The sequence below is a fragment of the Leyella stercorea genome, from assembly GCF_021531655.1.
Window position 1 is genome coordinate 1 of sequence record NZ_JADYUF010000014.1, and the last position, 22,237, is coordinate 22,237.

20 protein-coding genes and 1 tRNA gene are annotated in these 22,237 nt (G+C 42.1%); 16 read left to right on the top strand and 5 right to left on the bottom strand.

Annotated elements, in window-relative coordinates; translation table 11 throughout:
• Positions 1-248: 248 nt before the first annotated feature.
• The 9 genes from I6E49_RS05535 to I6E49_RS05575 all read left to right on the top strand — a co-directional run bounded on the left by I6E49_RS05535 (position 249) and on the right by I6E49_RS05575 (position 8,031).
• Positions 249-1,178, top strand: coding sequence for a FimB/Mfa2 family fimbrial subunit (locus tag I6E49_RS05535; RefSeq protein WP_235400916.1), 930 nt, complete (start codon positions 249-251; stop codon positions 1,176-1,178).
• A gap of 575 nt (positions 1,179-1,753) precedes the next feature.
• Entirely contained in the window at positions 1,754-1,975 is a 222-nt protein-coding gene (locus tag I6E49_RS05540; protein WP_235400917.1) for a DUF6140 family protein, read from the top strand.
• 15 nt (positions 1,976-1,990) lie between these two features.
• Positions 1,991-2,161, top strand: a complete 171-nt coding sequence (locus tag I6E49_RS05545) for a hypothetical protein (RefSeq protein ID WP_235400918.1) — start codon at positions 1,991-1,993, stop codon at positions 2,159-2,161.
• Between the two features lie 84 nt (positions 2,162-2,245).
• Entirely contained in the window at positions 2,246-2,824 is a 579-nt protein-coding gene (locus tag I6E49_RS05550) for a hypothetical protein (RefSeq protein ID WP_235400919.1), read from the top strand.
• On the top strand, positions 2,821-3,645 hold the full coding sequence (locus I6E49_RS05555) for a hypothetical protein (RefSeq protein ID WP_235400920.1): 825 nt from the start codon (positions 2,821-2,823) through the stop codon (positions 3,643-3,645). Before I6E49_RS05550 ends, I6E49_RS05555 begins: the two co-directional genes overlap by 4 nt.
• The gene (locus I6E49_RS05560) at positions 3,632-5,227 is read left to right on the top strand and encodes an HNH endonuclease (protein WP_235400921.1); all 1,596 of its coding nucleotides are present in this window, start codon (positions 3,632-3,634) and stop codon (positions 5,225-5,227) included. Before I6E49_RS05555 ends, I6E49_RS05560 begins: the two co-directional genes overlap by 14 nt.
• Before the next feature lie 318 nt (positions 5,228-5,545).
• The gene (locus I6E49_RS05565) at positions 5,546-6,175 is read left to right on the top strand and encodes a hypothetical protein (RefSeq protein WP_235400922.1); all 630 of its coding nucleotides are present in this window, start codon (positions 5,546-5,548) and stop codon (positions 6,173-6,175) included.
• Between the two features lie 17 nt (positions 6,176-6,192).
• Positions 6,193-6,447 (top strand): DUF234 domain-containing protein, encoded by a 255-nt coding sequence (locus I6E49_RS05570; protein ID WP_235400985.1) that lies wholly within the window; start codon positions 6,193-6,195, stop codon positions 6,445-6,447.
• Positions 6,448-6,567: 120 nt separating this feature from the next.
• Positions 6,568-8,031: a UDP binding domain-containing protein gene (locus I6E49_RS05575; protein WP_235400924.1), complete on the top strand. Its 1,464-nt coding sequence runs from the start codon at positions 6,568-6,570 to the stop codon at positions 8,029-8,031.
• 147 nt (positions 8,032-8,178) lie between these two features.
• Here the strand turns inward: I6E49_RS05575 and kbl are convergent, their stop codons facing one another.
• Positions 8,179-9,366, bottom strand: coding sequence for a glycine C-acetyltransferase (gene kbl, locus I6E49_RS05580; RefSeq protein ID WP_235400926.1), 1,188 nt, complete (start codon positions 9,364-9,366; stop codon positions 8,179-8,181).
• A 325-nt stretch (positions 9,367-9,691) separates the two neighbouring features.
• On the opposite strand from kbl, the gene I6E49_RS05585 reads away from it, so the two are divergent.
• The 5 genes from I6E49_RS05585 (at position 9,692) to I6E49_RS05600 (ending at position 15,307) form a co-directional block, all read left to right on the top strand.
• Positions 9,692-10,648, top strand: coding sequence for an NAD-dependent epimerase/dehydratase family protein (locus I6E49_RS05585; RefSeq protein ID WP_235400927.1), 957 nt, complete (start codon positions 9,692-9,694; stop codon positions 10,646-10,648).
• 268 nt (positions 10,649-10,916) lie between these two features.
• On the top strand, positions 10,917-11,567 hold the full coding sequence (locus I6E49_RS14740; protein WP_295392183.1) for a type I restriction enzyme HsdR N-terminal domain-containing protein: 651 nt from the start codon (positions 10,917-10,919) through the stop codon (positions 11,565-11,567).
• Entirely contained in the window at positions 11,549-13,279 is a 1,731-nt protein-coding gene (hsdR, locus tag I6E49_RS05590; protein ID WP_441006963.1) for an EcoAI/FtnUII family type I restriction enzme subunit R, read from the top strand. Before I6E49_RS14740 ends, hsdR begins: the two co-directional genes overlap by 19 nt.
• A gap of 14 nt (positions 13,280-13,293) precedes the next feature.
• Positions 13,294-14,799, top strand: a complete 1,506-nt coding sequence (locus tag I6E49_RS05595; RefSeq protein WP_235400928.1) for a class I SAM-dependent DNA methyltransferase — start codon at positions 13,294-13,296, stop codon at positions 14,797-14,799.
• Positions 14,800-14,905: 106 nt separating this feature from the next.
• Positions 14,906-15,307, top strand: coding sequence for a DUF1016 N-terminal domain-containing protein (locus I6E49_RS05600; protein ID WP_235400929.1), 402 nt, complete (start codon positions 14,906-14,908; stop codon positions 15,305-15,307).
• A 244-nt stretch (positions 15,308-15,551) separates the two neighbouring features.
• Here I6E49_RS05600 and I6E49_RS05605 read toward each other — a convergent pair.
• The 4 genes from I6E49_RS05605 to pyrB form a co-directional block, all read right to left on the bottom strand.
• Positions 15,552-15,622 (bottom strand) — tRNA-Cys (locus I6E49_RS05605).
• A gap of 373 nt (positions 15,623-15,995) precedes the next feature.
• Positions 15,996-17,276: a serine hydroxymethyltransferase gene (gene glyA, locus I6E49_RS05610; RefSeq protein WP_235400930.1), complete on the bottom strand. Its 1,281-nt coding sequence runs from the start codon at positions 17,274-17,276 to the stop codon at positions 15,996-15,998.
• 41 nt (positions 17,277-17,317) lie between these two features.
• Positions 17,318-17,776 carry an aspartate carbamoyltransferase regulatory subunit gene (gene pyrI / locus I6E49_RS05615; RefSeq protein WP_235394073.1) on the bottom strand — a complete coding sequence of 153 codons (459 nt, stop codon included), beginning with the start codon at positions 17,774-17,776 and terminating at the stop codon, positions 17,318-17,320.
• A gap of 13 nt (positions 17,777-17,789) precedes the next feature.
• Entirely contained in the window at positions 17,790-18,734 is a 945-nt protein-coding gene (gene pyrB / locus I6E49_RS05620; protein ID WP_235400931.1) for an aspartate carbamoyltransferase, read from the bottom strand.
• A 162-nt stretch (positions 18,735-18,896) separates the two neighbouring features.
• Between pyrB and I6E49_RS05625 the strand changes: the two genes are divergently transcribed.
• Positions 18,897-21,209 carry a transglycosylase domain-containing protein gene (locus tag I6E49_RS05625; protein ID WP_235400932.1) on the top strand — a complete coding sequence of 771 codons (2,313 nt, stop codon included), beginning with the start codon at positions 18,897-18,899 and terminating at the stop codon, positions 21,207-21,209.
• Between the two features lie 17 nt (positions 21,210-21,226).
• The gene (gene prmA, locus I6E49_RS05630; protein WP_235400933.1) at positions 21,227-22,099 is read left to right on the top strand and encodes a 50S ribosomal protein L11 methyltransferase; all 873 of its coding nucleotides are present in this window, start codon (positions 21,227-21,229) and stop codon (positions 22,097-22,099) included.
• Positions 22,100-22,237 lie beyond the last annotated feature (138 nt).

The window sequence follows — 22,237 nt, forward strand, 5'->3', positions numbered from 1 at the left end:
GAGAAGTTAAGCCCGCTTGCGCCGATGGTACTGCAATGCAATGCGGGAGAGTAGGTGGCTGCCTTCTTTACTTAGGGTCTTCAAGGTCTAATGACTTTGGAGACCTTTTTTGTTTGTACATTTGTACTTTTTCTATGTTTTTACATTTTATCTTATATTTTTGTGGATTTTCTTGCGTCGTAAAATATAAATGTGTATTTTTGCAGAAAATAGCATCATATTTTATAAAACCTTAAATAACTATCAAAATGAAGATTTTGAATTATTGTTTCTTTCTGTTTGTTATTGGCATTTTGTCTGCTTGTTCTTCAGAGTCTAATTCTGTTGATGAAAATGCCTTAGTTCCTGTTCAAGTGACATTCTCCGGACTTGATGTTAGTGTTGTGCCTGATGGTAGTAGAGGCTTAACGACTCGTGCAACGGTCTCAGAAGCCAAAGTCGACCGTATTGCCTTTAAAGTATTTGATGCGAAAGGTAAGAATGTTTATTCTGTGGTTAAGGAAGATCCAAATGCAGAGGACTTTGACAAAGTCAAGTGCTTGTTGCATATTGGTACTTACAAATTCGTTGCAGTAGCACATAAGGCAACAAGTGCGGAATCTAAAGCTGCTGTGATTACTTCCGATACAATTGCTACATTGAATGAAAAAAATATTCCTTCTGCTATGTATTCCAAGGTTATGGATGTAAAAGTAGCTGGTAATACAAAGCAAGATGTTGCTATTGAATTTGGAAAGCGTATCACTTCTACCTTTAATCTGACTGTGACGGATACTTATCCTGCCGATATAGAGATTCTGGAGCTAATATTTAATCCTTCTGAAAATAAAGCTACTAATCCGTATACATTTAACCCGACTACGGGACTTGTTGCCAATCCTCTTACGTATAGTGTTGCATACAGTTCCAAACCTTTAAAAAATTCATCATTCACTGGATATAATTTATCTGCAAATCTTTTTCTGGCTGCTAAAGAACAGAAGATGGATGTTACTATCAATATGAAGAATAGCGATGGAATCACACTTTACACTCGTACGCTTAAAGATGTCACTTTCCGTCAGCATTCATCAACTATTGCTAAGGGCACATTCTTCTCTTCACAAGTTAGCAGCAGTTTTACTTTTGATACCACAGATGATACTTCCATTAATATTCCATTGAAACCACTGGATTAATAACGTTCATTATGTCAGCTCATCGTCATTAACGGTGGGCTTTTTTTTCTTAGTGAACCATTATGGACTTGTATGGTTCGCGAATATTCAATACCTTTACACCGAAAATAGCTTGACACATGCTTATTCAGCATGTAGATACATTTATAATGAGGAATCCGACAAGATTTTCTTAACAATGGTTGGGTATTATTCTGATTTTTGTTAAATTTGCAATTAGTTGGTGACAGGGCAGGTGAAAGTCCTCGCTTGAAGTCGCCAATGTAGAAGCAAGACAATCTTGTGGACACGAGCAAGCAAATAGTTCTGTAAGTTGAAATCTGGTAAATTGAAACGTAGAAAGAACGCGAATTTGTTTGAGCGAGTCTGCACCATCATATGGTGTGGATTCCTCTTTCATATTTCCTATTCTACGGGTTTTACCAGAGCCTAACTTACGAGGAAGTGTTGAGAGATGGGATTCACACCTTTCTATTTCCACTTGTGAACCATTATGGACTTGTACAGTTCACAAATAACCTATACCTTTACATCGAATTAACAATTACACGTCAAAACCTAAAAACGATAAGACTATGAGTAAGGTTTTTCAAGTTAAGCCGAAGCGTATCAAGCGCTCCAACGGCACAGTCCTCACTCCCGACATGGTAGTGAACGTGACAACCTTGCAGCATACTGCTACACCTTTCTATAATGGAGCGAAAGAGTTGCAAGAAGTATACATGCGCATCTATGCTTTTGACTACAAAAAAGCATGCTGCAATCCGAATGATTTTGAATTTAAGAAGTTGGACTAAAATGATTGATAAGTTATGAGAACATTAAAACCATCAACTTGTAAAAAATGTAAGCAAGTATGTCAAACGATAACTGAAGTATGGGTATGTCCTAAATGTGGAGCTAAAAATGTGAGTTATACCCATATTGCAAATGATGTAACTGCAGGATTGAAAATCTTAACAAAAATATTAGCAAAGAAATAGGTTAAACAATATTTCAAATCATTAGTGTTACTTTAAAATTGAGACACTAAAGAATATAAAAATGTAGTATTAAAATAAGAAAATATGAAAATAAAACATTTATTGTTGGTAGTGACACTTATAGTCTCACCAGTTATCTTCTCATCTTGTTCTAGTTCTGACGAAGCAGAAAATAGAATTGAAGCAGCAAAAGTAGTTGAAAGTCGTTCAAATGAAGACTTATTGAATGATCTTTATTTAGCTAGTGACGGTGATATAGAGTCACTCTCTAGAATTTTGCAAGTGACACCATCTTCTATTAATCGTTTAAGAAATGGGAAAACTGTTGCTACTGCAAAATTTGAAGAAAAAGTAAAAACTGTAGCAATATATTATTATCAAAATGATCGAAAGTTTTCTTTGCTTCAGTCCGCATTGGATGAAGAGTATGGATGGTATGATTCTATTTTGAACTTCCCATCACATCATCCATGGATTTTTTGGATTGTAAATATTGTTTTGCTTCTGATTCTTGCTTTTGCCGCTATAATAGCAATATGGCCTATTCTTGCAGAAATGCTCATATTCTTAATTGCTTGGATTGTGAGTCTGATTTGTGCACCAGAACAGATGCCTGATAATTTCACTAATTCCATTAATCCAACAATAGAACAAGTATTATGATGGTTAGGTCTGTCTTTGCTTTTTTTCTTTTATGTGTTGTGTTCTTTTCCTGTTCTAACAGTGAAGAGGAGAAACTTCGTGCAAAAATATCTGAAGAAGCAACAATCGTACAGAAAGATTCTAGAGAACTATCTGAAACCCAAATATCTCAATATAAAGATTTGGAACTGGCTGCAAATAAAGAATATATCAAGGATTTAAAGGTGCTGATTGATAGTAGTTTTGAAAAACAGTTAGGACACTTTGAGGATGAGGAATTAGGGGTTATTGCTGGTTATAAATATATGTTTAAGTATATTTTTATGAATGAAGAGAAGTGGACGGATCTCCAAATACAATTAGGAGACAGATATTTCAATTCACTCAATACAGAACAAACCGCATTGCAGCTTAGTTTGAATCACGCTCAAAAAGTAAAAGATCTCAGAATAAAATACAAAGGGATTAAAGCAAGTACAGCACCTAAAATGCAAGTTCTGAATTTACCTAATTCAAACGTGTATTTAGGTTCCTTGATTAATCATTCTAGAAACAATGTTGCAATAGAGATTGGTACAACAATTCTTGACTATCTTTTAGGATTGCTTTTAATTTGGATTGTAGTTAACATAATTGGTTATGCAATTACAGGTCCTGTTGGATGTGGCATCTCTATTGTTTCATTTGTTATTATGGTTGTAGTATCAGTATGCCTTACCCATTATAATGATAATTCATTGCTGGAATCATTAAGGCAACAAAAACAAGAAAATACTGTTGACTACAATAGTATTTTATATAATTTGAATAATAATACAGCTAAATTCTATGAAGCTAAATAATAATTGTTTTCTATTTCTAGGATTACTTTCTTTATTGCTTACTTCATCATGCAAGAAAGTTGCAAAAGAAGCTTCGGAAGAAATAATGGAAAAAGGTACAAAATCCTTATCGAAGGAATTTACGGAAGAATCATTAGAAAATATTTCTAAAAGAGAACTAAAGACAATAACTTGGGAGGATTTCTATAAGGCTATTGCCAAGAATAGGCCCTCTTTGGCAAACGCTTTAGATGGTTTGGATAGTAATGTACGTGTAGTTTTTGAAAAATACCTCAAAAGAGATTTCCGTTTCTTTAAGGGGCTAACTTCATCTAATACAGTTATAGATGAATGTACGATATATTCAAAGCAAGCACCTAAATTAATGAAAGACCCTAATTTCATGAGAATGTATGTAAAGTCTAACATTCTAAGAAATGAGGGAAGAAATTGTATTATTAATAATTTAATAGCTAAAGAGGAATCTGGCTTTGTTAGATTCTACTCAAAGGCAACAAATAAATTAGTTGCAGAATATCGTGATGGTATAGTTAACACTTTTGATAAAAGTATTTTATCTCAGGAACTGATACCTAACGCTTGTTATACAATAAAAGGTACAAATGGCAAAAAGCTTTCTTATTTTATTGATGAATTAGGGCGTATTTCATCAATAGAAGGCAAAAATATGTCACCAGAGGAAATTGCTTCAGAAATAGTAAATATTTCTAAGAAAAATGACTTTGGCAAAAATTGGGATCAAGCCCTTTCGAAACTTAAGCAATCATCGGGTAAAGATGATATCAATATTAAGTGTCAGTTTTCATATGTAAATGATGATGAGTTAGTGCCTAAATATGCTCATATCGAGACTGATATCAGGGGTAAGAAGAAAGTAAGTTCTACTTACGAGAATGTAGCAAAAAGACTAGGTAATACCTTCTCGGCAGAAGAAAATACAGCTATTATAAAGAGGTACGCATCAAAACTTGGACTTTCTGTAGACAAGTCTACTAAGTTATTATCGGAAATGAACGCTGATGATGGCTTAGCTAGATTAATTCATGAAAATCCCCAACTAAATATTAAGCGTTGGTTAAATACTCGTAATCATGTAGATAAAAAACAAATTATGCGTACTCCTAAAGGCAAAATGCCAATAAATGCCCGTGTTTATGCTGGTAATGTGTATTATTTTAATCCACACCTTAATTATGGTCTAAAAGCGCGTTTAAGAAGAGGTAATGGAATGGTAGATTTGAGGGGCATGAGTAACCTTTCTTATGACGATCTTGTAAGATTAGACAAGTTATATCCTGATGGTGTACCTTTTACTAAGCAAGGTTTCCCTGATTTTTCTAATGTTGCAGCCAAAGGAAGAGATGGAAAACCTATAAAGGTTGACATTGGGAAATTAACGGGTGATAGTAAAAAGGATATAAATAAAGCAGAAACAATATTTCAAAGTTTGGGAAATTCTTGGGGAACAGGATTTACATGGCACCATATAGAAAATACAACTAGTCTTCTCAGAGTTCCAACTCAGATTCATCAGTTAGTTGATCATACTGGTGGCATGAGTATGTCTGGGCTGAAGCCATAGTTCTTTGAAAGAATTCAGTGAAATGTACGAAGTGTTATATTGCTTCTTACCAATAATGATTATGACCGCATAACTCATACAAGAAAGGAATAGTTTATGTTTAGAGGATTCTGTACTTTCGTCTGTGATGATTGCGGACATCGATTCAAGGGGATGGATTGTGAGTGGATGGCAACTGCCTATACTGCTCCTGTGAAATGCCCAAAGTGTGGCGGATGGCACACCTATCCGCCAGGCTTTTTAGGCTTGAACAAATATGTCTATCGAAGAATATGGAAAAGCAGAGAGAAGAAATGAATCTCTAACGACTATTGAGTTTTGGCGAATAACATTTTCTTTCAGCCTTTCGTTGGCAAGGACTATGCCAGCGGAGGCATGTTTGGCAAGCGAATAATGATATTGGGCGAGAGCCATTATTGTGATGAGGGTTGCAGCAATTGTGGCAACTGTCGTCTGCATGGGGAGTGTACTGGTTTTACGCAGGGCGTTATCAAGGATTATCTTGATGAGAATAAGGAATGGCAGGACTGGATGCGGACTTTCGTGAAATTTGAGCGTTCACTTGTAGGTAAAGAGACAGACCAGACGATGAGGCTGAAGATATGGAATTCCGTTGTCTTCTTCAACTATCTGCAAGTGGCAATGGGAGGTCCACGTGAGGCAGGAACGTCAGCACAATATCGTCAGGCAGGTGATGCTCTGTTTGAGGTTATGGATAAGTATCAGCCAGAGTATGTCATTGCGTGGGGCAAAAGGCTTTGGAGCAATATGCCTGGAGAACGCTGGAGGGAAGGAGAAGACATAGTTGTGGATGGCTATCATGTTGCTACTGGTGCTTATTTCCTAAGTAATGGCAGGCAGGTGAAGGTGATGGCAGTAAACCATCCTTCTGTGGGCTATCCTTGGGACTATTGGAGTCGAGTGATACAAGATTTCTTATTGCAGTAAATGGTGAAAAAATAGTGATGTTTCTGAAATGTCTGTTTCCGAAATGTAGGTTTCGGAAATCCTCGTGGTGGGACAGAAAGGGTGAGTATGAAATAGACATAATAGCTGCCGACGAAATAGAGCAAACAGTTTGTTTCTATGAGGTTAAGCGTCAAGCTAAGGATGTGGTCATCGGTATTGTGAAAGAAAAGGCCGAACACTTCTTCCAGACTACAGGAAGATTCAAGAAATACAACATAGAGTATAAGGGTTTGTCTATGGAGGATATGTAATAGGAGAGAGGATGCCCTAAATTGGTGTTCTTTCTAAAAAGAATCCAAAACTTGTGGCAGTCTCACCGAAAATATATATCTTTACATGCTAAAAACAACAACATATAGATTTAAACAAGTATGCGTGAATTCAAAGATATAAAGGTGGCTGTGGCAGGAACCGGCTACGTAGGCTTGAGTATTGCTACATTGCTTGCTCAGCATCATCATGTTACGGCTGTAGATGTGATACCCGAAAAGGTAGAGAAACTGAACAATCGTATATCGCCTATTCAAGACGAGTATATCGAAAAGTATCTGGCAGACAGGAATATTCTGCCTTGTGTAGGTAATGAGACCTGTGCGTCAGAGCAAGAAGGTAAAGGAACTTTGATAGCCACTCTTGACGGCAAGGCTGCATATGCTGATGCTGATTATGTGGTTATTGCGGCTCCTACCAACTACGACCCAGTAAAGAACTATTTCGACACATCACATGTAGAGGAGGTTGTCGACCTGGTGCTGGAGGCAAATCCTGATGCAGTAATGGTCATCAAGTCGACCATTCCCGTAGGTTATTGTCGCGGCCTATATGTGAAGTATGCACATAAATTCCAGACAACCCCTTCGCTCAAGGGCAAGCATTTCAATCTGCTGTTCTCGCCTGAATTCCTTCGTGAGAGCAAGGCATTGTACGACAATCTTTATCCCTCACGTATCATAGTGGGCTATCCCAAACAGCTCCCTACAGAGCAGAACGAGGAGTGGAAAGAGGAGAATGTTGCAATAGCTGCTGTCAGCAATCCAAAGTCGGAAGAGTTTGCCAAGACATTTGCATCTTTACTCTTGGAAGGCGCTATCGGCCATAATGGCGATACAAAGCAATTGGATTCTTTACTTTTCACTCTTAACTCTTCACTCGAAAAGAACATTCCAGTTCTTTTCATGGGCACTAAGGAGGCTGAGGCTGTAAAGTTGTTTGCCAATACTTATCTGGCATTGCGTGTGAGCTACTTCAATGAGCTTGACACTTATGCCGAGATGAAGGGTCTGGACAGCAAGGCTATTATTGAAGGTGTAGGACTTGATCCGCGCATCGGTACACATTATAATAATCCTTCGTTCGGTTATGGTGGCTACTGTCTGCCTAAGGACACCAAGCAGCTTCTTGCCAACTATCAGGATGTGCCCGAAAATCTTATTGAGGCTATCGTGGAGAGCAACCGCACACGTAAGGACTATATTGCTGATGCTGTGCTTAAAAAGGCCGGCTACTATAGCTATGCCGAAGACAACAGCTTCGATGCAAGCAAGGAGCATGCCTGTGTGATAGGTGTATATCGACTGACAATGAAGTCGAACTCGGACAACTTCCGCCAGTCGGCAATACAGGGTATCATGAAGCGCATCAAGGCTAAGGGTGCAGAGGTGATAATCTATGAGCCTACGCTTGAAGACGGCACCACCTTCTTCGGCAGTAAGGTAATCAACAATCTCGACGACTTCAAGGCGCAGAGCAAGGCTATCATTGCCAACCGCTTTGACGACTGTCTGAAGGATGTGGAGGATAAAGTCTATACACGAGATATATTCCGCCGCGACTAAATGACTTTTTGCTGTTAAGACAGCACAACATTGGATTGTGCGAGCGAATATAATGAAAAGACGGGAATATCAGCAATCAATATGCTGATATTCCCGTTAATTGTTTTTCGGAGCTTAAGATTGTTTTCAGGGAACTTAAGCTGAATATTACTTGATTACGCCAAGTTCCTTGCCTACCTTAATAAATGCATTGATAGCCTTGTCGAGCTGCTCGCGTGTGTGGCCTGCTGAGAGCTGAACGCGGATACGTGCCTCGCCCTTCGGAACAACCGGATAGTAGAAACCAGTAACGTAGATGCCTTCCTCAAGCAGAAGGTTGGCGTAGCGCTGTGACAGAGGAGCGTCGTAGAGCATAACGGCGCAGATGGCACTCTGAGTAGGCTTGATGTCGAAGCCGGCAGCCATCATCTTGTCGCGGAAGTAGTTGACGTTCTCTACCAGACGATCGTGGATGGAATTATCCTCCTTGAGCATCTTGAATACCTCGAGACTTGCGCCGATGATAGAAGGAGCCAATGAGTTAGAGAACAGGTATGGACGGCTGCTCTGACGCAGCATGTCGATAATTTCCTTGCGGCCGGTAGTGAAGCCTCCGAGAGCACCGCCGAATGCCTTGCCGAGTGTACCAGTGTAGATGTCAACACGACCATAGGTCTTGCAGAGTTCGCTAACGCCATGACCGGTAGCGCCTACAACACCTGCAGAGTGGCTCTCGTCAACCATTACGAGTGCGTCGTACTTCTCGGCGAGGTCGCAAATCTGCTCCATAGGAGCTACGTTGCCGTCCATTGAGAATACACCATCGGTGCAGATAATACGGAAACGCTGTGCTTGTGCTTCCTGCAGACACTTCTCGAGCTCTTCCATATTGGCATTGGCGTAACGATAGCGCTTAGCCTTGCAAAGACGTACACCGTCAATGATAGAAGCGTGGTTGAGTGCATCAGAGATGATGGCATCCTCGTCGGTAAGGAATGAGCCGAACAAGCCACCGTTAGCGTCGAAGCATGCAGCATACAAGATTGTGTCTTCTGTCTGGAAATAGTCAGAAATTGCAGCCTCCAACTCTTTGTGAATATCCTGTGTTCCGCAGATGAAACGAACAGAAGACATACCGAAACCGCGGCGGTCCATCATGTTCTTGGCACCCTCGATAAGGCGTGGATGGTTAGACAAGCCAAGATAGTTGTTGGCGCAGAAGTTGAGCACCTCTTTGCCTTTCACCTGAATGGCGGCCTGCTGTGGGCTTTCGATAATACGCTCCTCTTTGTAGAGACCTGCCTGTTTGAGATTTTCCAGTGCTGTGCAGAGATGATCTTTGATTTTTCCGTACATGATTTGTCAGTTTTTAAATGTTATTATATCTGGTTATGTTAGAAACCTAATGAGAAGGTTTTTAGTGTGCTTATGGCTCACAGGGGAATGCTTCCCGTTTAAAGCTGCAAAATAACTCATTATTTTTTACATAGAGGGTAATTTGTGTGTTATTTTTTATGAAAAATGTATCAAAAACAAATTTCTTGGAAATATGATTTTTATATCATTTTTTTTTTGTTATTTTGCATCGCAAATAACACCTAAATCCACAAGTGACGGATGTATTGTAAGTAGTAGAAAATTATAACAATAAAAACAAACTTCAAAAATTATAAAAACTATTATGAAGAACATTTTGGTTATCGGTTCTACAGGACAGATAGGTTCTGAACTGACAAAAAAATTACGTTCAATCTACGGAAACAGTAATGTTGTTGCAGGTTACATTAAGGGTGCTGAGCCTACTGGCGAATTGGCCGAATCAGGTCCTATGGCTGAATGTGATGTAACAAACCCACAGATGATTTCGGATGTTGTAAGCAAGTACAACATTGACACCATCTACAATCTTGCCGCTCTGCTTTCTGTTGTAGCAGAGTCTAAGCCACGTCTGGCATGGAAGATTGGCATCGATGGTTTGTGGAACATTCTCGAAATTGCACGTGAGCATAACTGTGCTGTATTCACTCCGAGTTCAATCGGTTCGTTCGGTACGTCGACACCTAAGATGATGACTCCGCAGGATACAATCCAGCGTCCACGTACTATATACGGTGTGTCAAAAGTTACCACAGAGCTTCTGAGCGACTACTACTTTAATAAGTATGGTGTTGATACACGTGCCGTACGTTTCCCTGGCGTTATCTCGTACGTTACACCTCCGGGTGGCGGTACTACCGACTATGCTGTTGATATTTATTATTCAGCAGTTCGTGGCGAGAAGTTCGTTTGCCCAATCAAGGAAGGTACACTGATGGATATGATTTACATGCCCGATACTCTTAAGGCTGCTATCGACCTTATGGAGGCTGATCCGACACGTCTTGTACACCGCAACGCATTCAATATCGCTTCTTTGAGCTTCGGACCGGAGACTGTGTTCCAGGCAATCAAGAAGTATAAGCCGGAGTTTGAGATGGAGTACAATGTCGACCCATTGAAGCAGAGCATTGCTGAGAGCTGGCCTGACCGTATGGACGACTCATGTGCTCGTGAGGAGTGGGACTGGTGCCCGGTATACGACCTCGACTCGATGACAAAGGATATGCTCGAAAAGCTTACTATCAAGTTGAAGGGATAGTAGAGTAGGGCGCAACTGATATAAAAGCAGGAAATACAATTGTGGATTGATGTAGAATCCCACTCTTGTATTTCCTGTTTTTTTTAGATAAAATTATGCTAAAATATGCCGAATAGCTAAAAATGATCGAATAATGAGTTTTTCACCTCAATAGAGGTAATGATTTAACGATTATAGCAATATTTAATGTATATTTGTAGCAAAATTCTTGGTTTACGGCATTAGCAAGTATGTTGTATAACTTCTGATAATAAAATATTATTTGAATATGGGCATAAGCAAAGAATTAACAGAAGAGGATGTAAAGTTCCGTTATATCAACGAAGCCATCACAAGCAAGGGATGGTCAAAGGATAGTATATTCATGGAACAGAAGGTTAAATTTACTGATGGTAAAATTAGCCTTCATGGTAATCTTGTGCATAGAGAGAAACCTAAGTTTGCCGACTATGTACTTTATGCAAATAAGGCAACACCCATTGCTATTGTAGAAGCAAAGGATGCAAATCATTCTGTTTCTCATGGATTGCAACAAGCCATGACCTATGCCCAAATGCTTGATGTGATGTTTGCATACAATTCAAACGGTGAAGGTTTTGCCGAACATGATTTTTTGACAGGTAAGGAACGCACCTTCGCTATAGATGAATTTCCAACAAAGGAGGAACTTATCGAAAGATACAAAAGAGAGGCTAACGATGGCAGTGGGCTTAATGAGCAAGAGTTGTCTGTTATTGAGCAGCCTTTCTGCACAGGTCAGAATATTTTTCCGCCACGATATTATCAGCGCAATGCAGTAAACCGCACAGTTGGTGCCATTGCCAAAGGACAAAACCGTGTGCTCCTTGTCATGGAACTGGTACGGGCAAGACATATACAGCCTTTCAGATTGTATGGCGTTTGCTTAAAAGCGGATTAAAAAAGAAAGTGTTGTATCTTGCAGACCGAAACATACTGGTTGACCAATCAATACAGCAGGACTTCAAACCGTTGGAGAAGGTAACACACAAGATAGACTTTTCAAAAGATAAGAACCACTTGGAAGAATTAGGTTCTTATCAAGTGTTCTTTGCATTCTATCAACAGTTGATTGGACAGAATGATGCCAAAAACTATAAGGAGTTGTTTCCTAATCCAGACTATTTTGACCTTGTTATCGTTGATGAGTGTCATAGAGGTAGCGCAAAGGATGATAGCAACTGGCGAAACATATTGGAATACTTTTCTTCGGCTACTCATATAGGTATGACTGCCACACCTAAAGAAACAAAATATCAGTCAAGTATTGGCTACTTTGGTGAACCAGTCTATACTTACAGTCTTAAAAACGGAATTGAGGACGGTTTCCTTGCTCCTTTCAAGGTTATCAACATCACAACCAACATTGGCGATGAGTGGAGACCGACAAAGGGACAAAAGGATATATACGGCAACGAGATAGAAGACCGCATCTATAACAATAGCGACTACGACTATAACATTGTTATTGAAGATCGCATTAGGGAAGTTGCGCAAGAAATAACCAATTATCTGAAAAGCACAGACCGCATGGCTAAAACCATTGTGTTCTGTGCTGATGAGACTCTTGCGGAACGTATGCGCATGGCTTTGGCTAACGCCAATGCTGATATGTGCAAGAAAAATCCTGATTATGTGGTTCGTATAACAGGTAGTGACGAATACGGAAAAGGCAAGTTGGACTATTTTATTTCAGTTGCTGAGAAATATCCAGTCATAGCAACTACAAGTAAGTTGCTTTCAACTGGTGTTGATTGCAAAATGACAAAACTGATTGTGCTTGACCAACAAATCGGCTCTATGACAGAGTTTAAGCAGATTATCGGTCGTGGCACGCGTCTACGTGAAAAAGAAGGAAAGACATATTTCACCGTTATGGACTTCCGCAATGTTACACGATTGTTCGCTGACCCAGATTGGGACGGACCTATCGAGATAGATCCGGATTATCCGCCCAAGCAGAAGGAGCAGAAGACGTATGTTCTCCCAGAAGAAGATGATGAACCTAAAGGCATGAAAGAGCCAGACCCCGAACCACGACCGAAGCCGATAGTAGCCAAAGACGGTTGCCAAGTTATGGTTATCAACAAGGTTGTTTCTGTCTATGAAACAAATGGCAAGTTGCTTCGTACGGAAAGCATTACTGACTATACAAAGAAGAGTATTGTTGATACATACGCAACGATTGACACGTTCACTTCCAAGTGGCAAGAAACCAAGAAAAAGTCAGACATCTCTGAAATGCTCAAAGAAAGTGGTATCGACCTTGCGTCATTGAAGCACGATCAAGACATGGACGATGTTGACGATTTCGATTTCATCTGTCATATAGCCTACGGCAAGAAAACACTTACACGACATGAACGTGCCGAACAAGTGAAGAAACGAGACATATTCAGCAAGTATGGTGAACAGGCACGACTTGTGCTTGAAGCCTTGCTGGATAAGTACACCAAGGAAGGTGTGTCAGAATTGGAAAGCTTTACTGTTCTTGAAAATGACCCTTTCCGCAAACTTGGCTCCAAGGCAAACATTGTGAAATTTTTTGGTGGAAAGCAAGGTTATCTTGACGCCGTGAAGGAACTGGAGCAAAACATATATAGTATAGCATAAAGTAAAAACAAAATATGAGTTTATCAAATTTCGTAAAACGAGTTCGCAATATAATGCGCAATGATGCCGGTATCAACGGTGATGCGCAACGCATAGAACAAATGGCGTGGATGCTGTTCTTGAAAGTCTATGACGAGAAAGAGAATGATTGGGAGTTGGACGATGATGATTACAAGTCTATTATTCCAGAAGAATGCCGTTGGCGCAACTGGGCGCATGACGATGGAAGTGGTAATGCCTTGACTGGTGATGAGCTACTTTCGTTTGTCAACAACACATTGTTTGTGGAACTCAAAAACATAGAGGTAACACCAACTACCCCTATCCGTCAGGCGATTGTAAAGACCACATTTGAGGATGCCAATCAATATATGAAAGATGGCGTTCAACTTCGTCAAGTGCTGAATGTGATTGACGGTTTGAACCTTGGTGACTATGAGGAAAGTCATGTTTTCGGTGAGATATACGAGACAATCCTCAAAGAAATGCAGTCGGCAGGTTCCTCTGGTGAGTTCTACACCCCAAGAGCCTTGACCGAATTTATGGCAGAGATAGTCAATCCGCAGATTGGTGAGAAAATGGCAGACTTCGCTTGTGGTACAGGAGGTTTCATCACAAGTTGGCTGGGTGAATTGGACAAGAAGGTAAAGACTGCTGAAGACCGCAAAGAGTACAATCAGTCTGTATTTGGCATAGAAAAGAAACTATTCCCATATATGCTATGTGTGACAAACCTGTTGCTGCATGGTATTGACACGCCATTGGTATATCACGACAACTCGCTTACAAAAGATGTACTCAACTATACAGACAGCGACAAGTTTGATGTTGTGTTAATGAATCCACCATACGGAGGTAATGAGAAGGCTGATGTCAAGTCACATTTCCCTTCTGATATGCGCAGTAGCGAGACTGCCGACCTATTTATGGTACTCATCATGTATCGTTTGAATAAGAATGGTCGTGCAGCGGTCATTGTTCCAGACGGTTTCCTGTTTGGTGCGGACAACACAAAGATAGCCATCAAGACCAAACTGCTCAGAGATTTCAACTTGCATACCATTATCCGTTTGCCAGGTAGCATCTTTGCGCCCTACACTTCCATTGCCACGAACATTTTGTTCTTCGACAATACCAGTGCGGAGGGTGCTCCAGAAGGTTATTCTACAAAGGAAACGTGGTTCTATCGTTTGGATATGCCAGAGGGGTACAAGCATTTCTCCAAGACAAAGTCCATGAAGTCGGAACATTGCGACCCAATCCGTGAGTGGTGGAACGACCGTAAGGAGATTATTATTGCTGATGGTGACGAGAAATCTCGTTGCTATTCGGTTGAAGACCTTATCGCCACCGATTGCAACTTCGACTTGTGCAAGTTCCCGAAAGAGGATGAAGAAATCTTGCCTCCTGCCGAACTGCTTGCCGACTATTTCAAGAAGCGCAAGGCTCTTGATCATGAGATAGATAAGACATTGGCTGAGATACAGCGTATCTTGGGGATTGAGGTGAATATTGAATAATAAGATTTGGTATGCATGCGTACCAAATCTATATAAAAGGTGAGACTCTGTCTCACTTGTTTGAAATTTGAATTTGCGGGACATTGTCCCACAAATTCAGATAACAATGAAATTAATTATGGCAAACGAAATAACAAAGACTTCGGATAATATTGAAGACCTATTTAACAAGGTGTCTGGTCTTATAGAACAGGCAAGGTCTTACGTGAAGACTTCAGTCAATACTGCTGAGGTCTATACCAAGTATTATATTGGTAAATATATCGTAGAGTACGAACAAAAGGGAAATGTTCGTGCTCAATATGGTAAGCAAGTTATTAAGGACTTGTCTAAAAAGCTAACAGGTCGTTTTGGAGAAGGATGGTCTGCTGATATTTTGGAAAAATGTCGGAAGCTATTTGTTGTATATTCAAATTCCGCAACAGTGTCACGGAAATTGAATGTACAGGAAAAATCCGCTACAGTGTTGCGGAATTTTAAGATAATTCTGAACTGTTACTTATTCTGAGACGCTTGTATCTGTCTCCTAATACGAATACGTCTTCATCTGCCAACGAATACGTCTTCATCTGCCAACGATAACGTCTTCATCGGGTTGTGATAACGTATTCATTTTTCCGCCTTCAAAATGTTAACAACAAGGGGATTTATAATTGAATCCATCGACATATGTCAATTAAAAGATGCGACATTCTTTTTTGAGGGTATAAAAACAAAAAAGACAGAACTTAAAAAAGTTCTGTCTTCTTGTGAGGTACCTAGCAGAGTCGAACTGCTCTACACGGTTTTGCAGACCGTTACCTAACCGATCGGCCAAGGTACCATAGGCATGTTGCTTAATTGCGAGTGCAAAGGTAGGCATAATTAATGTAACCTCCAAATGTTTTTCAGACTTTTTCTTCAAAACATTCAAATTTCTTTGATTTTCCTATGTTTTTCATCCTTTTGTCCTTTATTTTGCCTTTCAATGCACATCCTTTGCATCCATAGCATCCACTTTTGGCTTCTTTGAATGTTGTCACGATACGGTATATTATATAAGCAATAGCGCTTACAAGTATAATAAATACTATTATATATTGAATATTCATATTGATGTACGATTGTATTAAACAAAAATGCTGCCCTTCTGCAGAGGGGCAAAAGGGCAGCACTATGGTTGTTTCTGTATCTGTTATTTACCAGATAGGCTTATCTTACCAAGCAAACAACGGGTAGTTCTTCATAGTCTCGTTCACCTTGGCACGTACACGAGCGATTACCTCTTCGTTCTCAGGATCGTTGAGTACTTCCTCGATGAGTTCGGCAATGAGCACCATGAGGTCTTCCTTAGCACCACGTGTTGTGATGGCAGGTGTACCGAGACGTATACCAGAAGTCTGGAAAGCGCTGCGTGTGTCGTACGGAACCATATTCTTGTTTACGGTGATGTCGGCTGCCACGAGAGCGTTCTCAGCTACCTTACCGGTAAGTTCTGGATATTTGTCGCGAAGGTCGACAAGCATAGAGTGGTTGTCGGTGCCACCGCTTACGATGGTGAAGCCACGCTTAACAAGTTCGTCTGCCAATACCTTTGCATTCTTCTGAACCTGCTTGGCCCATTCCTTGAATTCCGGCTTCAGAGCCTCGCCGAATGCTACTGCCTTAGCAGCGATAACATGCTCAAGCGGTCCGCCCTGCTGTCCGGGGAATACCGCAGAGTTGAGCAGCTGGCTCATCATCTTGGTTACGCCCTTAGGAGTCTTGAGTCCCCATGGATTCTCGAAGTCCTTGCCCATAAGGATAATACCGCCACGTGGACCACGGAGAGTCTTGTGGGTAGTAGAAGTTACGATGTGAGCGTACTTGACTGGGTTGTCCAAAAGGCCTGCTGCAATAAGACCAGCCGGGTGAGCCATGTCAATCATGAGCAATGCGCCAACCTTGTCGGCAATCTCACGCATGCGCTTGTAATCCCATTCGCGGCTGTATGCCGAGCCACCACCGATGATAAGTTTTGGCTTGTTCTCTATAGCAAGTTGCTCCATTTGGTCGTAGTTGACGCGACCGGTCTCCTTGTCGAGATCGTAACCAATGGCATGGTACAGAATACCAGAAGTATTGACAGCCGAGCCGTGTGAAAGGTGGCCACCGTGTGCGAGGTTAAGTCCCATGAAGACATCGCCTGGCTTCAGTACAGCGAGCAGCACGGCAGCGTTGGCCTGTGCTCCAGAGTGAGGCTGTACGTTGGCATATTCAGCTCCGAAAAGCTTCTTGATACGTTCAATGGCGAGATTCTCCACTTCGTCGACAACCTGGCATCCGCCATAGTAGCGTTTGCCAGGATAGCCTTCGGCATATTTATTGGTCAGGCAAGACCCCATGGCCTGCATAACTTCGTCACTTACGAAATTCTCTGATGCAATGAGTTCGATACCCTTCAGCTGGCGCTGATGTTCTTTCTCAATAAGATCAAAAATCACTTGGTCTCTTTCCATATTGGCTTAGGTTTTAAAAAAGTAATTGAATAGAATTTATTTTATACGAGTTTTACATCTTCCATGCACTGCTCTTTGTCGCAGTATCTGCACTTGATGATACCGTGTGCTTTGTCTACGACGTTGAACACAGTCTGCATAGGCTCGTTGTTGGTAATGCACTTGGGGTTGTTGCAAAGCACAATGCCACGCAACTCGTCGGGTGTCTCTACGGTCTTCTTCTCGACAACCTCGTAGTCCTTGATAATATTCAGCACTACGTTAGGGGCAACTACAGAGAGACGTGAAATCTCCTCGTCGGTGAAGAATCTGTCAGAGACCTTGATAATGCCCTTCTTTCCAATCTTGCTTGACGGATAGTTGTAGCCGATAGTTACCGGTACTGCCAGCTCTTGCAGTTTTAGCAGGTTTACAACCTCGTAAGTCTTTTCGGCTGGTATATGGTCGATGACGGTGCCGTTCTTGATGGCGGCAACCAGTCTTTCTTTCTTGTTGTTCATCGCGTTTATGGTATTACTTAATAATAGTTTTATCGTTCTTAACCTCGTCGAGTGTTATGCCGAGCACGTGGCTGAATATTGCCTCACGTGCAAACAGTCCGTTACCAGCCTGCTGTATGTAGTAAGCGTGAGGATTGTCGTCGACATCGTATGCAATTTCGTTGACGCGTGGCAGCGGATGCAGAATCTTCATGTTGGGCTTGGCCTTGCCCAGCATAGAGTTCTTGAGGATGTATACGTTCTTGACGCGCTCATATTCCATCAAATCAGAGAAACGTTCCTTCTGTACACGTGTCATATACAGAATGTCGGCATCGGCAATGACGTCTTCGTTGAATTCGGTGTGCTCTACGAACTTTATACCATGCTCCTTGCAATAAATCTTGTATTCATCAGGCATTGCGAGCTCCTTAGGTGCTACGAAATGGAATGTAGGATTGAAATGGCGCATTGCTGTGATGAGCGAATGTACTGTACGACCATACTTAAGGTCGCCTACAAGATATATGTTAAGATTGTCGAGAGTGCCCTGGGTCTTATAGATAGAGTAGAGGTCGAGCAGACATTGCGATGGGTGCATGTGTGCACCGTCGCCGGCATTGACAATAGGAACGGGAGCTACTTCGCTGGCATATTGTGCTGCACCTTCTACAAAGTGGCGCATTACAATGACGTCGGCGTAATTAGACACCATCAATACTGTGTCTTTAAGTGTTTCTCCTTTCGATACGCTTGAAGCCTTGGCATCAGAGAAACCTATCACACGTGCGCCAAGTCGGTTGGCTGCTGTCTCAAAGCTAAGGCGTGTACGTGTTGACGGCTCAAAGAAAAGTGTCGCTACCACTTTGCCTTTCAGAAGCTCTCGGTTGGGATACTTCTCGAATTCCTGGGCCATCTCAAGGAGATACATGATTTTCTCTTTGGAAAGGTCGGCAATTGTTACGAAATCGTGTCTCATTTGTTTTATAGAATTAATGGTTATTCTTTGATTTGTGTGCTAAGGTAGTTATATTTTTTCAGATAAGAGTCAAATGAAATGTATTATTTATTCTTTTCTCACTTTTTTACCTTACCTTTGCAATCAAAAGAATAACTAATAAGACTCACTTTATCAGAATATATGCGAAAAGTTTTTATACATTTTCTATGGTGGCTGTTGGGCCTTACATTTTTAGGTAGTTCGTTGGCGTTTGTTGCTATATGGAACGGATGGATAGGGTATATGCCTCCGATAGAAGATTTGCAGAATCCGATAAGTCGTTTTGCCACACAGATATATTCGTCTGACGGCAAAGTGATTGGTACATGGAATTTCAACCGCGAGAACCGTATATGCGTGCCTTATTCTAATTTGTCACCATATCTTGTACAGGCATTGGTGGCAACTGAGGATGTACGTTTCTACGACCATTCGGGCATTGACTTCATTGCTTTGAGCCGTGCCATAGTGAAGCGTGGACTGTTAGGACAGACCAGTGCCGGCGGTGGCAGTACCATCACACAGCAGCTTGCCAAGCAGTTGTATTCGGATGCGGCTGGCAGTACGCTCGAACGTCTGTTGCAGAAGCCGATAGAGTGGGTGATAGCCGTAAAGCTTGAGCGCAACTATACAAAGGAGGAGATAATAGCTCTGTATCTCAACTATTTCGACTTCCTGCATAATGCGGTAGGTATAAAGACTGCAGCTACCACATATTTCTATAAAGACCCCAAGAATCTCACGCTTGAGGAGGCTGCAACATTGATTGGACTCTGCAAGAATCCGTCGCTGTTCAATCCTGTGCGTTACCCGGAGCGTTGTCGCGACCGTCGCAATGTGGTGTTGGACCAAATGCGTAAGGCAGGGTATATTACAGATGAACAATATCATAAGTCATGCGAACTGCCTCTTACACTCAATTTCCATCGTAACGACCACAAGGATGGCACTGCTCCATACTTGCGAGAGTTCTTGCGTGTGTATATGTCGGCAGAGCGTCCCGACCGCAGCAAGTATCCATCGTGGAACAAGCGCCAGTATGTGCTCGACTCAATAGCATGGGATACCGACCCGCTCTATGGCTGGTGCAACAAGAACTTCAAGAAGGACGGAACTCCATACAATCTTAATGCCGACGGACTTAAGGTGTACACCACAATCGACTCGCGCATGCAGCGTTATGCCGAAGAGGCTGTGTATGGACATGTGGCGCGCTATCTGCAGCCCGAATTCTTCAAGGAGAATAGGGGCAAACCTAACGCTCCGTTCACTTCGCAGCTCACAAAGAAGCAGGTGAATCAGATTATGGAACGTGCTGTGCTGCAGAGCGAACGCTATCGCATATTGAAGTCAAATGGCGCAAGTGATGAAGAAATACATAAATCGTTCCATACTCCAACGGATATGTCTATATTCACATATCATGGCGATGTCGATACAACGATGACACCAATAGACAGCATTCGCTATGTTAAGTCTTTCCTCAGAGCAGGATTTATGAGTATGGACCCGACTACAGGCGCTGTGAAGGCGTATGTGGGAGGCTTGGACTATACACACTTCATGTACGATATGGTTACCGGTGGTCGTCGTCAGGTGGGTTCTACAATTAAGCCTTTCCTCTACTCGCTGGCTATGGAGAACGGATTCTCGCCATGCGATCTGGCTCCCAACGTGCAGCGGACTTATATGGTAGCAGGCATGCCGTGGACTCCACGCAATGCAAGCCATAAGCGTGCTGGAGAGATGGTCACACTGAAGTGGGGATTGGCACAGTCGAGCAACTGGATTTCGGCTTATCTTATGAGTAAGCTGAGCCCGCAGCAGTTTGTGCAACTTCTGCATGACTACGGCATCAACAATCCCGACATCCACCCGTCTATGTCGTTGTGCTTGGGTCCGTGTGAGATGACCGTAGCAGAGATGGTAAGCGCCTATACTACATTCGCCAATCGTGGCATACGTACGGCTCCGATGTTTGTGAGTCGTATCGAGGACAACGAAGGCAATGTCATTACCAGTTTCCAGCCTCGTATGAACGAGGTGATAAGTGAGGAGAGTGCCAACAAGATGCTTGTGCTGCTCAAGGGAGTTGTTGACGGTGGTACAGCGGGCCGACTGCGTTATAAGTATAACTTCACAGGCGAGATAGGCGGTAAGACCGGTACTACCAACCGCAACAGCGATGCTTGGTTTATGGGATTCACACCGCAGCTTGTAAGCGGCTGTTGGGTAGGCGGCGACGACCGCGACATTCACTTCGACTCGATGCGTATGGGTCAGGGTGCTACAATGGCGTTGCCTATATGGGCTTACTTTATGAAGAAGGTTTATCGTGACAAGACTCTGCCATACGATCCTAATGCCAAATTTGATTTGCCGGAAGGATTCGACGGTTGCTCGCATAATGCCGAGGACGACATGGAATATGGTATTGACGAAGTGTACGAATAATTAATAACAACTGACAGATGAAATATTTTGTAGCTAATTTCAAGATAGAATGTGAGGCTGAGCTTATGCAGCCTGCCCGTGAACTGTTGTCGGCTGCTGCCTGCGAGGCTGGCTTTGAGGCTTTTGAAGATACTGACGACGGACTGCTGGGTTATGTGCAGCGTCCTTTGTATAATAAGGAGACGCTCGATGATGCCATTGCCGACTATATGCCTGAAGGCGCAACTGTGGCTTACGACATAGCTGAAGTGCCCGACCAGGATTGGAATCAAGGTTGGGAAGACGAGGGCTTCGAGCCAATAGGCGTTGGCGACCACCTTATTATATATGATGCCAAACATACTGATATGAATATGTTTGCGGGTAATGATGGTGTGATGCGCATCTTCATTGAGGCACGCAACGCTTTTGGCACCGGTACCCATCAGACTACACGCATGATTCTGCGTCGTCTGCTTGGCATGAATTTGAATGGAAAGAAGGTGCTCGACTGCGGATGTGGTACAGGCATTCTTGGTATTGTAGCTTCGCGTCTTGGTGCTGATAGAGTGTTGGGATATGACATTGACGAATGGAGCTCGGAAAACGCCAAGCACAATGCCTCGATCAATGGAGTAGGCAATCTTGATGTGATGCTTGGTGACGCGTCTGTTCTTGACGGAGTGGACGAGAAGTTTGATGTAGTGATTGCAAACATCAACCGCAACATCCTGATAAACGATATGCCGGCATTCAAGCGTCATATGAAGAAGGACGGATGTCTGATACTCAGCGGTTTCTATGAGTCGGACGTTCCGATGTTGGAAAAGGCTGCAATGGATAATGCCATGTCTCTGAAGAATGCTGTTACTGACGAAGAATGGGCTTGCGCCTTGTTTGAAGCTAATTAAGTATAGAAAAATACCTATTTATAAAAATGCGATTAAGGTATATGGGTGTGTCGATAGCTTTCTGTGGAGCTACAACCCTTATGCATGAGTATTATAGTGTGTCGCCTTGGATAGGAGTGGCTGGTTGTGTTTGGCAAG

Bases quoted from the DNA above. Each gene is read 5' to 3' on its own strand.
- I6E49_RS05570 (WP_235400985.1), top strand. From the start codon at position 6,193: ATGTTTCTGAAATGTCTGTTTCCGAAATGTAGGTTTCGGAAATCCTCG.
- I6E49_RS05535 (WP_235400916.1), top strand. From the start codon at position 249: ATGAAGATTTTGAATTATTGTTTCTTTCTGTTTGTTATTGGCATTTTG.
- pyrB (WP_235400931.1), bottom strand. From the start codon at position 18,734: ATGAGACACGATTTCGTAACAATTGCCGACCTTTCCAAAGAGAAAATC.
- prmA (WP_235400933.1), top strand. From the start codon at position 21,227: ATGAAATATTTTGTAGCTAATTTCAAGATAGAATGTGAGGCTGAGCTT.
- I6E49_RS05555 (WP_235400920.1), top strand. From the start codon at position 2,821: ATGATGGTTAGGTCTGTCTTTGCTTTTTTTCTTTTATGTGTTGTGTTC.
- I6E49_RS05540 (WP_235400917.1), top strand. From the start codon at position 1,754: ATGAGTAAGGTTTTTCAAGTTAAGCCGAAGCGTATCAAGCGCTCCAAC.
- kbl (WP_235400926.1), bottom strand. From the start codon at position 9,366: ATGTACGGAAAAATCAAAGATCATCTCTGCACAGCACTGGAAAATCTC.
- I6E49_RS05585 (WP_235400927.1), top strand. From the start codon at position 9,692: ATGAAGAACATTTTGGTTATCGGTTCTACAGGACAGATAGGTTCTGAA.
- glyA (WP_235400930.1), bottom strand. From the start codon at position 17,276: ATGGAAAGAGACCAAGTGATTTTTGATCTTATTGAGAAAGAACATCAG.
- I6E49_RS05545 (WP_235400918.1), top strand. From the start codon at position 1,991: ATGAGAACATTAAAACCATCAACTTGTAAAAAATGTAAGCAAGTATGT.
- I6E49_RS05595 (WP_235400928.1), top strand. From the start codon at position 13,294: ATGAGTTTATCAAATTTCGTAAAACGAGTTCGCAATATAATGCGCAAT.
- I6E49_RS14740 (WP_295392183.1), top strand. From the start codon at position 10,917: ATGGGCATAAGCAAAGAATTAACAGAAGAGGATGTAAAGTTCCGTTAT.
- pyrI (WP_235394073.1), bottom strand. From the start codon at position 17,776: ATGAACAACAAGAAAGAAAGACTGGTTGCCGCCATCAAGAACGGCACC.
- I6E49_RS05560 (WP_235400921.1), top strand. From the start codon at position 3,632: ATGAAGCTAAATAATAATTGTTTTCTATTTCTAGGATTACTTTCTTTA.
- I6E49_RS05625 (WP_235400932.1), top strand. From the start codon at position 18,897: ATGCGAAAAGTTTTTATACATTTTCTATGGTGGCTGTTGGGCCTTACA.
- I6E49_RS05550 (WP_235400919.1), top strand. From the start codon at position 2,246: ATGAAAATAAAACATTTATTGTTGGTAGTGACACTTATAGTCTCACCA.
- I6E49_RS05575 (WP_235400924.1), top strand. From the start codon at position 6,568: ATGCGTGAATTCAAAGATATAAAGGTGGCTGTGGCAGGAACCGGCTAC.
- I6E49_RS05600 (WP_235400929.1), top strand. From the start codon at position 14,906: ATGAAATTAATTATGGCAAACGAAATAACAAAGACTTCGGATAATATT.